This window comes from Streptosporangium fragile (assembly GCF_039534445.1).
Lineage (GTDB): Bacteria > Actinomycetota > Actinomycetes > Streptosporangiales > Streptosporangiaceae > Streptosporangium > Streptosporangium fragile.
The window spans coordinates 1-13,924 of the sequence record NZ_BAAAVI010000025.1; the positions used below are offsets into that span (position 1 = coordinate 1).

General features: G+C 71.3%; 12 protein-coding genes and 1 tRNA gene. 4 read left to right on the forward strand and 9 right to left on the reverse strand.

All coding sequences use genetic code 11. The features are described from left to right. The coding region (locus ABD841_RS18330; RefSeq protein WP_344972982.1) for a hypothetical protein at positions 1-499 on the forward strand (499 nt) is incomplete at its 5' end. A gap of 261 nt (positions 500-760) precedes the next feature. On the opposite strand, the gene ABD841_RS18335 is transcribed toward ABD841_RS18330, so the two are convergent. The 7 genes from ABD841_RS18335 to ABD841_RS18365 form a co-directional block, all read right to left on the reverse strand. Then, positions 761-1,027, reverse strand: coding sequence for a helix-turn-helix domain-containing protein (locus tag ABD841_RS18335; protein WP_344972983.1), 267 nt, complete (start codon positions 1,025-1,027; stop codon positions 761-763). A 153-nt stretch (positions 1,028-1,180) separates the two neighbouring features. Continuing rightward, positions 1,181-1,256: transfer RNA gene (locus ABD841_RS18340), tRNA-His, on the reverse strand. A 76-nt stretch (positions 1,257-1,332) separates the two neighbouring features. Further along, positions 1,333-1,935 (reverse strand): oligoribonuclease, encoded by a 603-nt coding sequence (orn, locus tag ABD841_RS18345; RefSeq protein ID WP_344972985.1) that lies wholly within the window; start codon positions 1,933-1,935, stop codon positions 1,333-1,335. Positions 1,936-1,958: 23 nt separating this feature from the next. Further along, complete coding sequence (locus tag ABD841_RS18350) at positions 1,959-3,140, reverse strand: DUF2510 domain-containing protein (protein WP_344972987.1); 1,182 nt, start codon at positions 3,138-3,140, stop codon at positions 1,959-1,961. A 55-nt stretch (positions 3,141-3,195) separates the two neighbouring features. Next, positions 3,196-4,593 (reverse strand): protein kinase family protein, encoded by a 1,398-nt coding sequence (locus ABD841_RS18355; protein WP_344972988.1) that lies wholly within the window; start codon positions 4,591-4,593, stop codon positions 3,196-3,198. 19 nt (positions 4,594-4,612) lie between these two features. After that, on the reverse strand, positions 4,613-6,277 hold the full coding sequence (locus ABD841_RS18360; RefSeq protein ID WP_344972990.1) for a serine/threonine-protein kinase: 1,665 nt from the start codon (positions 6,275-6,277) through the stop codon (positions 4,613-4,615). A gap of 160 nt (positions 6,278-6,437) precedes the next feature. Beyond that, on the reverse strand, positions 6,438-7,082 hold the full coding sequence (locus tag ABD841_RS18365) for a pyridoxamine 5'-phosphate oxidase family protein (protein ID WP_344972991.1): 645 nt from the start codon (positions 7,080-7,082) through the stop codon (positions 6,438-6,440). A gap of 67 nt (positions 7,083-7,149) precedes the next feature. On the opposite strand from ABD841_RS18365, the gene pdxR reads away from it, so the two are divergent. Next, a complete protein-coding gene (gene pdxR, locus ABD841_RS18370) occupies positions 7,150-8,607 on the forward strand; it encodes a MocR-like pyridoxine biosynthesis transcription factor PdxR (RefSeq protein ID WP_344973173.1) in 1,458 nt (485 codons plus the stop codon). A gap of 11 nt (positions 8,608-8,618) precedes the next feature. Here pdxR and ABD841_RS18375 read toward each other — a convergent pair whose 3' ends face one another. Next, positions 8,619-9,701, reverse strand: a complete 1,083-nt coding sequence (locus ABD841_RS18375; RefSeq protein ID WP_344972993.1) for a GNAT family N-acetyltransferase — start codon at positions 9,699-9,701, stop codon at positions 8,619-8,621. A 242-nt stretch (positions 9,702-9,943) separates the two neighbouring features. Between ABD841_RS18375 and ABD841_RS18380 the strand changes: the two genes are divergently transcribed. Together ABD841_RS18380 and ABD841_RS18385 are read left to right on the forward strand one after the other, a co-directional pair. Further along, positions 9,944-10,969: a phosphotransferase family protein gene (locus ABD841_RS18380; RefSeq protein ID WP_344972995.1), complete on the forward strand. Its 1,026-nt coding sequence runs from the start codon at positions 9,944-9,946 to the stop codon at positions 10,967-10,969. Between the two features lie 338 nt (positions 10,970-11,307). Next, positions 11,308-12,597, forward strand: coding sequence for a GH39 family glycosyl hydrolase (locus ABD841_RS18385; RefSeq protein ID WP_344972997.1), 1,290 nt, complete (start codon positions 11,308-11,310; stop codon positions 12,595-12,597). Here the strand turns inward: ABD841_RS18385 and ABD841_RS18390 are convergent. Next, positions 12,594-13,844 carry a DUF418 domain-containing protein gene (locus tag ABD841_RS18390; protein ID WP_344972999.1) on the reverse strand — a complete coding sequence of 417 codons (1,251 nt, stop codon included), beginning with the start codon at positions 13,842-13,844 and terminating at the stop codon, positions 12,594-12,596. The genes ABD841_RS18385 and ABD841_RS18390 overlap by 4 nt on opposite strands. Positions 13,845-13,924 lie beyond the last annotated feature (80 nt).

Sequence of the window (13,924 nt, forward strand, 5' to 3'; positions counted from 1 at the left end):
CGCCCCCGCGGCCGCGGCCGCGGGGGAATCGATCCAGATCATCCACACGTACACCTATACCATGAAGGAATCGAACAGCCCGTTCTACTGCCCGGCCAACGAGGTGATGATCGGCCGGAGTCACTACGGGGACGAGAACGGCAACACCACGTACCGCTGCGGCCGGATCTACATCAACGGTGAACTGGTCACGGTAACGCTGGCCACCACGGGTACTGTGAGAGAAAGCAAGTCGAATTACTCCACTCCGGAAGACAAGGCCATCACCGGCCGGTATCACGTCGGGGACGAGAAAGAAGACACCTTGTACTTCGCCAGTGCGCTGTCCTGGCAAGGAAAGACCGTGAGACTCACCTCCCGGCGGTGGACCGGGTACGTGAGAGAGAGCAACCACATCTCGATAGCGGGTGCCAACGAGGTCATGACCGGCCGGAGTCACTACGGGGACGAGAACGGTCGCACCGATTACGAGTACGCCACGGTCACGATCGACGGCTGAGGCGTCCTGTCCTCACTCTCCCGGCACCACCCTCTGCGACGACGCCCCCGGCGGCATGCTTCCGCCGGGGGCGTTACCTCTCGGCACCCTTCGGTGCCTTCCGCGCTCAGGGTCGGGGTCCGGTCTTCGCGCTCGGGGCTCCAGGCCGGGGACCGCGCCCGCGGGCGCCGGTGTCCCCGGAGCCCGTCGCGCCCGTCACGGTGTGGAGTCCCGGGCCGGTCAGGGCCCCGGGTGGTCGGCCCCGGCGGGCGGGCGGGCCGGTCAGGGACAGGGGCGGTAGTCCGGCGGTTCTTCCCGGGACGCCCGCTCCAGCCACACGTCGATCGCGGTGCCCCGCGAGTCGACGCCCAGCTTGGCGTATATGCGGTTCACGTGGTTCTTGACGGTCTTCTCGCTCAGGAACAGGTGCTGGGCGATCTGCCCGTTGGAGCGACCCGTCGCGATCAGTTCCATGACCTCGGTCTCGCGCCTGCTCAAGCGGGGCACGATCTTCGGGTCCGCGTCGAACGGGACGTCGTCGACTCTCATCCGGCCTCCGTGGCTGCAACACGGTCAGGTCGCCGAACCCCCGATCTCACGGCGTAGCGATAGCTGCGAGCATAGCTCGCATTATCTGCTTTTGGTGGGTGGGAGCGGGGCTGTAACGCAGAACGGCCGGTCCGTGAGGACCGGCCGTTCTCGTGGGGTGAGCGAAGGGACTTGAACCCTCGACATCCAGGACCACAACCTGGCGCTCTGCCAACTGAGCTACGCCCACCATCGCCGCCGCAGCAGCACATGAAAAGTGTAGCGGTCTTTGGGAGTCGTTTCGCACCGGGTTTCCGGCGAGTCGCTCATATCGTGCCGCTGATGACCCTCTCGGCCAGCTCACGCGAGGTGGTGGAGTCGGGCCCCGGCTGGGGAACGAAGATCGCCGCGCGGTAGTAGCGCAGCTCACGGATGCTCTCGGTGATGTCGGCCAGCGCCCGGTGGCCGCCCCGCTTCTCGGGCGAGGCGAAGTAGACCCGCGGGTACCAACGCCGGGCCAGTTCCTTCACGGAGGACACATCGATCATCCGGTAGTGCAGGAAGGCATCCACGGCGGGCATGTCGCGCGCGATGAACGACCGGTCCGTGGCGATGGAGTTGCCGCAGAGCGGGGCCCTCTTGGGCTCCGGGATGTGACGGCTGATGTACTCCAGCACCATCGTCTCGGCCTCGGCCAGCGTCACGCCGCCGCCCAGCGCCTCCAGCAGGCCGGAAGAAGTGTGCATCTCGCGCACCACCTCCGACATCTGCTCCAGGGACTCCGGCGGGGGTTTGATGACCACGTCCACACCCCCGTCAAGCTGGTTCAGCTCGCCGTCGGTGACCACGCAGGCCACCTCGACGAGCGCGTCACGGCCGAGGTCGAGCCCGGTCATCTCACAGTCGATCCAGACCAGCAGGTCACTCATAGCCTTCAGGGTAGTACTCCTCTTCAGGAGAGCTTGAGCGACGTGACGACCTGGTCGGCCACCGACAGACCCAGATTGTCCGGCACGGAGATGTAGGCGAGCGCCGGGGTGGCGCCCGCGCCGCGGTCCACGATCACGAACGCGGCCCGCTCCCGCTTCCACTTCCAGCCGTTGGCCTCGGACTGCTCGGTGAAGTCCAGGTCGAAGACGAGCAGCCAGGCGTCCTTGCCGCTCACCTTGATGGCCTTGTCCTCGACGATCTTCCGCTTGTGCGGCGGGGTGTAGAAGGCGGGCTCGACCACCTGCAGCAGTGTCGCGGCGACCGAGCGCATGCTCGCGGGCCCGCTGTAGCCGTACTGGGTGGGAAGCTGGCCGGTGAAGACGTTGCCGAGCCAGTCGTTGCCCTGGCCGTCGAAGTCGCTCTGCGCGACGGCCACGGCCCCGCTGGTCCACGTGAAGCCGAGCCCGCCGCCGAGCTTCGACGGCACCCGCCACGGGCTGCCGGGGATCTCGAAGGACAGGCCGGTCACCGGGTCGGTGATGCGCCCGTCCTGCGGCTGGGGCGGCGTGCCGGAGCTCGGCTGCGAGGGCGTGGCCTCGGGGGTCGGCTCCGGCGCGGGCTCCCGGCTCAGCGTGGGAAACGGGGAGGGCAACCCGGTGCGCTCGCTCGCGCTGTTCCTGCGGCCGGGGTCGACCAGGTACATCGCCCCGATCACGATCACGACGATCAGGATCAGTACGCCGCCGCCGCCCAGGATCCACGGCAGCGGGCTGCTCTTGCGGGGCGGGGGCCCGGACGGGTAACCGCCGAACTGCGGGGAGGGCAGCTGCATCGTGGCGCCGCCCTGCCCCGGGCCGCTCCACTGCGACTGACCGTCGCCCTGCCCCGGGCCGCCCCACTGGGACTGACCGGTGCCCGGCCCCTGCGGGCCGCCCCACTGGGGCTGGCCCGCCCCCGGCTCCTGGTACTGGACGGTCTGCTGCTCCCACTGCCCCGGGTGCGGGCCCGCCTGCTGGGCGCCGGCCTCCGGCGACGGTGCCTGGGGGAAGGGGACGGGGCCGGTCTGCGGCCCCTGAGGCGCCGCCTGCCCGGTGGGGGCGTCCACCGCGTGGGTGGCGTCGGTCCACTGGCTCCCGTCCCACCACCGCAACTGCGGCGAGCCGTAAGGGTCGGGGTACCAGCCGGAGGGGGTCTGCGTGGTCATGGCCGCCAGAGTAGTAAGAACCGCTTTGCGCCGCATTGTGGACCTTGCGTGTCGCTCATGAACATTTGTAGCTGAAGCTCGCCCTGTCCTGGAGCTTCTCACCCTCGGGCCGCGGAGAGACCAGCTCCAGGGTGGCGGTGCCCCGGAAACTTCCCTCGCCCTTGACCGTCCACTCCAGGCTGACCTCGTGCGAGGTCGTCCCGGACGTGATCTGGTCGCTCTGCTCGATCGGCTCCTTGCGGTCGCTCCGTTTCCAACGGTAGCGGATCTCACCGGCCGAACCGTTGGTCGAGAACACGCCGGTGATCCTGACGGTCGTGTCGCACCCCTGGGTCTTCTTCGGCGCGCGCACGTCGACCTTCGCGACCTCCAGCGGCGTGGCCGAGCCGCGGAACAGCCACAACGCCACCGCGGCCACGACCATCAGCGACAGCACCACGGCGGCGAGGACCGTGCGGCCCCGGCCCCGGCGCCGGACGGGGCGGCCGGCGGCGCGCCGGAGCCGGTCGCCGGCCAGCTCGGTCTCCTGCTGCTCCCGGCCGGCCCGCCAGAGCTGGGCGGCGGTGGTCTCCGACGGCACCCCGGGGCCGAAGCGCATCACCACGTCCTCGGTCCGGCGCTCGCCGGTCGCCGGGACACGGAGCATGGTGACGATCTCGCCCTCGTCGCGGGCGGGCGGCGCGGGGACCGGCGGGCCCGCCTGGGCGGGCGCGACGCGCGCCGACCAACGGTGCGCGGTCTCGGTGAGGCTGGCGCGTCCGGGAAAACCGGACGGTAACCGGTCCCGCCCGGCAAGCAGGGTGTCGCGGGCCGCGGCGAGACCGCGCAGGGAGGCCGTGGCCGCCGCCCGCTCGAACAGATCGGCGGCTTGCGGGTCACCGGCGGCCCAGGTCGCGGCGAGGCCGCGGGCCAGCGACGCCCAGGCCGTCACGTCGCGCTCCGGAGCCGGCGGGCGGCCGGACAGCGCGTCGGCCAGGCCCCGTTTGGCGAGCAGGGCCGATCCGTCGGCGGCGATCACCACGGTGCCGGGGTGCAGCTCCCCGTGGGCCAGCCCGGCGGCGTGCACGGACAGCAGGGTCTGCGCGGTCTCCACCAGGACGGTGGCCGCGCCGCCCGCCCCGGGCCCGGGAGACCCGGGGACGCCGGGCAGCAGGTCGGTCACGGTCGGGCAGGCCGGCTCGGCGGTGATGAGCCAGATCCGGCCCTCCGCCGTGACCAGATCGGCGATGGGCAGCAGCCCGGTCAGGCCGCCCTGGGCGAGACGCCGGTCGGCGACCACGGCCGCGACCAGCCGCTCGCGCGCCGCGGCGTCGGCGACCAGCCTCGGGTCGAACGCCAGCACGCCGCCCGGCCGTCCGTCGGCCGCCACGGCTGAGGACCAGGTTCCCAGGTCGTCGGCCCACGCGTGGCCGGTCAACCGGAATCCGGCCACCTCCCCCTGCCCGGTGCTCATCGTGGCCTCGTCCCTCCGTCTACCGTCGCCGGCGGTGCCGTCCCGTCATACCGCGTTTGACGGCCAGTGTGAACGGTACGGCACCGCTCGTCACCAGGCCCAGGGCGAGGAACGCGGCGGGGGCGGCCTCGGCGGGGATCGTGGGCGAGCCGGTCAGGCGCGGCGGCCCCTCACCGCCGGTATCCGTCGGCTCGGGGTTCTGGGAGGTGGGAGGGTCGCTGGGCGGGGTGCTGGGGGGATCGCTGGGCCGGCTCGTCTGCGTGGGGGCGGTCGTCGATCGGGTCGGGGCCGGCGCGGTCGTGGGCGTGTCCGGGCGGTCGAGGGTGGAGTTGTCCTCCGGCGTGGGGGTCGGCGACGGCTCCGCGGGGGGCCGCGTCGTCGGCCGGGTGGTGGGTCTCCTGGTGGGCTTCCGTGACGCCGTGGGCGTCGGGGTGGGCTTGGCGGTGGTCGGCGCCACCGGGGGAGCGGTGGCGGCGGTGGTGGGGGTCGGGCTCGGGGTCGCCGTGGGTGTGGGGGTGTCCTCCGCCGGGGGCTCCTCGGGCTCCTCGGGCTCCTCCACCGGGATGGTCTCGTCCAGGAGATCCGACGGGGTCGGGGCCTGCGTGGTGACGGAGCTCTGCGACCGGACCTCCGTGGTGCTGCCCGCGTTGACCACCACCGTGGTCACGCCGCCGATCACCGCGATGCAGCCGACGCCGACGAGGATCTTGACGCTCAGCTTGCTGAGTGGGGAGATCCTTCTTTCGTCGAGGCCGGAGCCCAGGTCGGTCTCGGCGAGGGAGGTGTCGGCCTGCGTGGCCGGCGAGTCCAGCGGGAAGAGCGGGGCCAGCAGCGCGGCCATCGAGGCCAGGCGGCGGCGGCCGCGCCGCTGCCAGTCGGGCCCGTAGGCGTCGGCGGCGACGGCCTCCAGCTCGGTGAGGAAGGCGGTGGCGGTCGGCGGCCGGTCGGCCGGGTGCTTGGCCATGCCGCGCTCGATCAGCCCCTGCAGCGCCGGCGGCACCTCCTCGACGGGCGGGGGCGCGCTCTGGTGCTGGCGGGCCAGAGCGGCGATGTTCGTGGCCCGGAAGGGGCGGGTGCCCGTCAGGCACTCGAAGAAGACGACCGTCGCGGCGTAGACATCGGTGGCCGGACCGGCCGGGCCGCCCATCCACTGCTCGGGGGCCATGTACGGCGGGGTGCCCGCGGGGGCGTCGCCGTCGCCGGAGCGCAGCGCGATGCCGAAGTCGACGAGCTTGCTCGCCCCCTCGGTCTCCACCATCACGTTCTCGGGCTTGAAGTCGCGGTGTACGACGCCGGCCGCGTGCGCGGCGGCCAGCCCCAGCAGTGAGCCCTTGAGCACGGTCAGCGCCGCCTCGGGGCCGGTCGGCCCCTCCGAGCGCAGCAGTGTCCGCAGGGCGATGCCGTTGATCAGCTCCATGACGATGGCCGCGCCGGCGCTGTTCTCCACGTAGTCGTACAGCCGCACGGCGTGCGGGCTGTTCAGCCTGTGGAGCATCCGCGCCTCGTGCCGGAAGCGCGCGACGAACCCGACGTCGCTCCGCAGCTCGTCGGAGAGATATTTGATCGCCACCAGGACGCCGTCGGCGTCGTGCCGCGCCATCACCACACGCCCGGCCGCACCGGCGCCCAACTCGCGGATCTCGGTGTATCCGGGGACTCGCCAGGCCGATGGCGTGCCGTGCATAACGGTCTCCTCTTGTCTGGGCCCCCACCCATGAAAGACGGACCGTAGCTTAGCGATAGATCATTAAATTCCGCTCATTAATCACAAAATGGTCTCACGGAGTGATCGTGGTCACAGCTGTTTCCCGTCCCGGCCCGCGGGGGCGGGGCCGCCGGGCCGGCTACCGGGCGGGCATGGCCCGTGCGGCGATGTGCGCGGGCACGGGCAGCTCCGCGGTCATCGCCGGGTCGGGCTCGGGGGCGCCCCAGACCTGGTGGAGCGGGAGGACCCCGGCCCAGATCGGCAGCGCGTAATCCTCCTCGTCGTCGTTCGGGGGGCCCTGGCGCACCTTCACCGACGCCTCGGCGAGCGAGAGGGCGAGCACGGCGGTCGCGGCGAGCTCCTTCCCGGTCGGCTTGCGGGTGGCGTCCCACTGGCCCGGGGCGAGCTGCTCGGTGATCGCCCGCAGACCGGCCAGGTGCTCCTCGGGGTCCTCCACCCGGCGCGCGTGGCCGTAGACCATGGCCGAGCGGTAGTTGAGCGAGTGGCTGAAGGCCGAGCGGGCCAGGACGACGCCGTCCACGTGCGTCACCGTGACGCAGACCTGGTCCGCGTTCCGCAGGGAGGTGGCGCCGGTGGAGCCGTGCAGGTAGAGGGTGTCGCCGATCCGGCCGTAACCGGTGGGCACGACCATGGGCCAGCCGTCGACCATGACGCCCAGGTGGCAGACCAGGCCGGCGTCCAGCACCGCGTACAGGTCCTCGCGGCCGGTCAGGGCCCGATGCTTGGCGCGGCCGAGTGTGGTGCGGGGAGTCGTAGAGAGCATGGTCGTAACGTAGAAAAAAGTGGACACTGAAGAAACGTCCACTTCCGACCTCTTCAAGGAGACCACTTTGCCGCGCCCCTCCGTCGACCTGCCCCTTTCGGTGGACCGCGAGGCCGGTACGGCCCTCTCCGCCCAGCTCGGCGACCGTCTGCGCGCGGCCATGCGCGACGGCACCCTCACCTCGGGCGAGCGCCTGCCCTCCACCCGGGCGCTCGCCCGCCAGCTCAAGGTCAGCCGCACCGTCGTCACGGAGGCCTACCAGCAGCTGTACGCCGAGGGCTGGCTCGACGGCCGCCACGGTTCCGGCACCTACGTGGCCGACATGGTCGTCCACCGCCCGCCGGCCGCACCGGTTCCGCCGCCGGCCCCCGATCCGTCCCGCACCGGCGTCCCCGCTCCCGCTCCGGGCGCCGCGGGCGGGCGCCGGGCTTCAGGCGGCGCGGTCGCGGCGTGGCCGCCTGCGCGGCCCGGGCCGGGAGAGACCGTGATCGACCTGCGCCCCGGGCGACCGTGGGTCCTCGACTACGACCGGGCGGCCTGGCGCAGGGCCTGGCGCGGTGCGGCCGACCTGCCGCCGGCGGCCGAACCCGACCCCTACGGTCTCCCCAGGCTGCGGGTCGCCCTGGCCGAGCACCTCCGCAGGACCAGGGCGATCCCCGTCGAGCCGGAGAACGTCATGATCACTCGGGGCACCGGGAACGGCCTCGACCTCGTCGCCGCCACGCTCCTGAGGCTCGGTGACCGGGCGGGTGTCGAGGAGCCCGGTTACCGTGTCGCCAGGAACGCCTTCGCCGGGCGGGGCGCCGAGATCGTGCCCTGCCCGGTCGACGAGGACGGCGTCGTCGTCGACGGCCTCCCCGGCGACCTGCGCGTGCTGTACACCACCCCCGCCCACCAGTACCCCCTGGGCGGGCGCCTGCCCGTCCCCCGCCGGGAACGCCTCCTCGCCTGGGCCCGCGGCACCGGGGCGATCGTGGTGGAGGACGACTACGACGCCGAGTTCCGCTACGATGTCGCCCCGCTGCCCGCCCTGTACGGCCTCGATCCCGGGCAGGTGGTGCTGCTGGGCAGCCTGAGCAAGGTCCTGACGCCGGACATCGGGGTCGGCTGGCTGGTGGCCGAGCCGAGCCTGCTCGCCGACATCGCCCTGACCAGGGACGACCTGACCGACCGCACGAGCGGCCCGGCCCAGCAGGCGGTCGCCGTGCTGCTGGAGCGGGGGGACCTGGACCGGCACCTGCGTCGTATGCGCCTGGAGTACGCCAGGCGCCGCGCCGCGATCGTCGGCCTCCTCGGCCCCCGGGTCATGGGCGACACCGCGGGCCTGCACGTCATGGTGGAGCTGCCGGAGCACACGGTCGAGCCCCTCGTCGAGGCCGCCCGCCGGCGCGGGGTGCTGCTGGACTCGATGACCCGCCACTACTACGGGCCACCGCTCAGGCACGGCCTCGTGATCGGCTACGGCTCCGCCTCGCTGGCCGACCTCCGGCGCGGGATCACGACGGTCGCCGAACTGATCGGCTGACCGCCGCGGGTTCACGACATGATCGAGGTGCGCAGGCGGCCGTACGTCTTCAGCGCGCGGTCGGCGGTGGTGCGCAGCATCGGGTTGGCCAGGACCGTGCCGCGCGCCTTGCGGACCGGGACCCGCAGCATCCAGTGCACTCCGGCCCCGGCGCTCGGCCGGGCGATGCGGCCCTCGGCCACCTCGTACTCGCCGTTCTTGAGCTTCTCCTTGTACTCCTTCTCGCCGCGGCCCATGTCGATGACCTGGATTCCGGACGCGGCGGCCTTCTCGGCCATGGCCAGGTGGTGGATCAGCCCGGGGGAGTACTTGGCGAAGGCGGTGTCGTAGGCGGGGAACCAGCCCGCGAGCGTGGTGCCGGTGCGCAGGCCGAAATGGCCGGCGACCGGTTGCCCGTCCACGTACAGCATGTCGAGGACGCCGCCGAAGTGCTCGGTGTCGGTGGCGAGGAACCGCTCGACCAGCTCCACGATCCACGGCCGGGCGAACCGGTCGGTGCGCCCGGTGCGGCGGTACTGGTCGGTCTTCCACCCCAGCAGCGTGCGCAGCGGCGCCAGCTCCGTGACCGCGTAGTCGTGCCGGAGCGGCCCGACGTCACGCTGCAGCTTGCGGCTCTTGTACGCCGTCGAGCGGTAGGTCTTGCCGGAATGCGTCTTGACCGTCTCGATGTAGGACTCGAAGCCGTCGCGCAGGTCGATGATGGGCGACGGGTGCCGGCTGTGCCCCGGCTGGAGCAGCGGCTGCCCGGCGACCAGGTGGTCGAACTCGAAGACCGCCAGGCCGCACGCCCTGATCAACCGGTGCGGGTCGATCTCCACGTCCTTGGCGTGCACCAGCCCCTGCGCGTCGGTCAGCCCCGCCGCCACCGGCATGCCGATGCCCATGGGGTGACGCTCGAACGGGAAGAACCCCACCACGTCCGACCCGTCGTGCAGCACCGCCACCCGGACGCGTTCCTGGAGCGCGCCAACGGTGATCGTGAACTCGGGCGACAGGAACGGATTGTCGAAGGCGGGGTTGGAAGCCTGGAGCGTCCTCCATCGGTCGATGTCGGTCGTACCGAGATCCTGGGGGCGGATGACTGAGATGCGCATGAGCTCCTACTGGGGTGTGCGGCTTCCCCTACACCGCCCCCGTTGGGAGGGCGGCGTATGCCCAAGCATGCGGGTAGAGACGTAATGTAACGATAAAGGAAGGGGAGATCCACAACCCGGTGTTGGTGTAAAGTTTTACCGCCCCCTTTATCCGCTTCCAGGGCTTTTATTCCCCCGGGTCTGCTTCCCTCCGTCCTCCCCCGGTGGCGTCGTCAACCCGAGTGGCGTTCTAATTAGTGGCTATGAACATCCCTGGGATCGACTGGACCCGTCTGACCGCATGGATGGCCGCCAACGTCCCCGACGCCGGGGAGCCGACCGGCGCCTCCCTGATCGCGGGCGGCAGGTCCAACCTGACGTACGTTGTCGAGACCCGGGAGCGCCGGCTGGTGCTGCGCCGCCCGCCGCTGGGTCACGTGCTGCCGACGGCCCACGACATGAGGCGTGAGTGGCGGGTGATCTCGGCCCTCGCGCCCACCCCCGTCCCCGTGCCCGAGCCCGTCGCGTTCTGCGCCGACCCGGACGTCATCGGGGCGCCGTTCTACCTCATGGCGCACGTGGCCGGCGCCGCCGTGCGGAGCAGCCATGAGGTCCGGGACCTGACCCCCGGGCAGACCCGGCGGCTCTCCGAGCGCCTGGCCGAGGTGCTCGCCGCGATCCACGCGGTCGACTACGAGGCGGCGGGACTGGCCGACTTCGGGCGCCCCGAGGGATACATGGCACGCCAGCTGGAGCGCTGGGGTCAGCAGTGGGAGCGGTCGAAGACCGCCGAACTGCCCGAGTACGACCGTCTGGCGGCCCGCCTGCGCGAGCGGCTGCCCGCCCGCTCGGCCGCCACACTGGTCCACGGCGACTACCGGCTGGACAACACGTTGGTGCGGCTCTCCGCGGACCCGGACATCCTGGCCGTCGTCGACTGGGAGATGTCCACCCTCGGCGACCCGCTCGCCGACCTGGGCCTGACCCTCACCTACTGGCAGGATCCCGGCGACGAGCAGCGCGCCTCGATCCCGGTCGCGGCGGGCGTCACCGTCGCCCCCGGCTTCCTCACCGCCCGGGAGTTCGCGGCCCACTACGCCAAGGTCTCCGGCGCCGACCTGTCCGACCTGGACTTCTACGTGGCGTTCGGCAACTTCAAGCTCGCGGTGATCGTGGAGGGCATCCACGCCAGGTTCAAGCAGGGCAAGACCGTGGGGGAGGGCTTCGAGAACATCGGCGCGGCCGTTCCCACACTCGTCGAGCGGGCCCACCGGGTGCTCGACAGCTGAGCCGACGGTTCGCCGGAGGCGGGCGCCGGGACGGTCCGCCGGAGGCGGACGCCAGGTCGTTTAGGGTGATGAGGCGAACCGGGAACTGCGGTAGAAGTTTCAAGCGTTCTGCAAGTCGCCATCGCTACGGTGGCACCCGCAGCCGGTAACGCCTGCCTGTGAACAGGGCCTTTTCGCGCGCAGGTTCGTCATCGCTGTGGAACGCTACATTGGATGATCAGCGAGGATTGAGGAATCCGGTGATACCGACTGACGGACGGCACCAGCGGCGACGCCCGGCCTGGCCGATCGCCCTGGCAGCGACAGCTGTGACGGTGGTCCTTGTGGTAGGGATCATTGTGTTGGCCGTAAAACCGGACATTCCCCGCGGGCAGGTCGCGACGATCCCCCCGCCGCAGGCGGCACCGGTGCTGGAACCGCCGCCCTCCGTCGACGAATGGCCACGCTGGGGCATCACCCACACCGAGTTCAGCGCCGACAACTCCGGCGGCGAGATCAGCGACGCCGCCGCGCACGTGCTCAGCCGGGTCCCGATGCTGCAGAACCAGCACATCATGGGCTGGGGCGCGAGCAACCCCGAGCCCGAGCCGGGCAAGAACGACTTCCGCGACCTCGACCGCCGCATCCAGTTCATGGCGCGGTCGAAGGCCATCCCGATCGTCACGCTCTGCTGCGCGCCCGACTGGATGAAGGGCGGCACCTCGGGCCGGACCGACTGGACACAACTGGAGACCGCGCCCCGCCGCGAGCACTTCGACGACTACGCCAAGCTCGCCGCGACGGTCGCCAAGCGCTACCCCACCGTCAAGCACTACATGGTCTGGAACGAGCTGAAGGGCTTCTGGAACCAGGCCCAGAACCGCTGGGACATCGAGGGCTACACGGAGCTGTACAACAAGGTCTACGACGCGCTGAAGGCGGTCAACAAGGACATCAAGGTCGGCGGGCCGTACGTGTCGGTCGGCAGCAGCAGCACGGCGAACGGCAGGACCTCCGAGATCCAGGGCCCCTGGGGGATCGTCGACCAGCGTGACCTGGACGCCGTCTCCTACTGGATCAAGAACAAGAAGGGCGCAGACTTCATCATCGTCGACGGCGCCTCGGTCACCAAGGAGGCCGGCGCCTACCCCGACGAGTTCACCGCCCTCGGCAAGTTCGGCGCCATCACCAAGTGGCTCCGGGAGAAGAGCGGCGACCTGCCCGTCTGGTGGGCCGAGTGGTACGTCGAGCCGAACAGCAGGGACTGGGCCGAGGACCGCCGCATCGCCGTCCAGACGGCGGCGATGATGGAGTTCGCCAGCAGCGGCGCCACCACCTCGCTCTACTGGAGCCCCCAGCGCAAGGACACCGGCGGGGACCAGGAAGAATGCCAGGGCTGCCTGTGGCACCCCAGCAGCGGCGCCGAGCTGCCCATGGCGGGCATCATGAGCGGCTTCGTCAAGTGGTTCCCCGCCGACGTCAAGCTGGAGACGGTCACCTCCTCAGACCCCAAGGTCCGGGTCCTCGCGCAGGCGCGCCAGCTCGTGATGGTCAACACCACCAACGCGGCCGTGACCACCACCGTGGACGGCAAGCAGTTCCAGCTCAAGCCGTACGAGGTCAAGTGGAGCGCGCGCGACGGAGCCTAGGCGCGTGACCCGCGCGGGGAACGGGCGGGCCTGCGCCCGTTGGTCAGCCAGCGCAGCCACCACTCCACGGGCCCGTAGCGGTGCCGGCCGAGCCACAGGTGGCTGTAGACGGTCTGCACCGCGAACAGGGCGACCCCGATCGACACCACGGACAGCGGGCTGAGCATGTCCACCAGGCTCAGCCCGTAACCGGTGAAGATCAGCGAGCAGATCAGCGACTGGGCCAGGTAGTTGGTCAGCGCCATCCGCCCGGATGGCGCGAGCAGTCCGCCCAGGCGCGGCACCGCCGGGAGCACGCGCAGCAGGGTGGCGGCGTACGCCGCGGCCAGCAGCGGCGCGGTGACCAGGTTCACCGACTGCCCGATCATGTGGTAGGTGCTTCCGCCGCCCGACCAGGTCGCGTGCGCGTAGACCGCGGCCCCGGCCAGGCCGACCGTGAAGCCCGTCCACTGCAGCCTGCGCAACGTGCCCAGGTGCCCGGACAGGTCGGTCAGCAGCCGCTTCTTGCCCACGGCCAGCCCGACCAGGCACGCGGCCAGGACTGTGGGGCACTGGAAGAACACCCGTAGCACGAGGATCCTGCCGAGCTTGTGCAGGTGCTCGTTGATGATCATGACTGCCGAGCCGTGCAGCGCGCGGTCGGCCTCGGCGGCCTGCACGGCGCTCTCCGACACCATCTCCGAGGCGTCGCCGCCCCCCATCATCGCCAGCCCGGCCAGCAGCAGCGTGCCCACGGCGAGCATCACGGTCAGCGCGACCGCCAGGATCATGGCGGTGCGCGGGGTGATCCGGCGCAACACCAGCAGCACCAGGCCGACCATCGCGTACGTGGCCAGGATGTCGCCGGGGAACAGGAAGATCGCGTGAGCCATGCCCAGCAGGAAGAGCCCGGCCAGGCGGCGCAGGAACCGGGGGACGAACGCCGCCCCCGCCCGCTCGGCCGAGTCGATCTGCAGGGTGAAGCTGTAGCCGAACAGGAAGGCGAAGAGCAGGTAGAACTTGTTCTCGAAGAGCACCGCGACGACCCCGCGCACCTCCCAGTCGAGCATGGAGGTGAACCAGGGCGCGGCCAGGCCCGCCATCCGGTATCCGGAGGCGTAGTAGGTGACGTTCACCACCAGGATGCCGAACAGGGCGAAGCCGCGCAGGGCGTCGACGGCGGCGATCCGCCGGCCGGGAGAGGCGGAGGACAGGGGAGAGGTGGCTGTGGACGTCCCCGCGGCGTCGCGGGATTCGCCTCCGAGCATCTGACACCGTCCTTCAACCCGTCGTGGGGGCGCGCGTCCCCCCGGTGAACGATGACGAGTATGGCGCGGGGCCGAGGCCC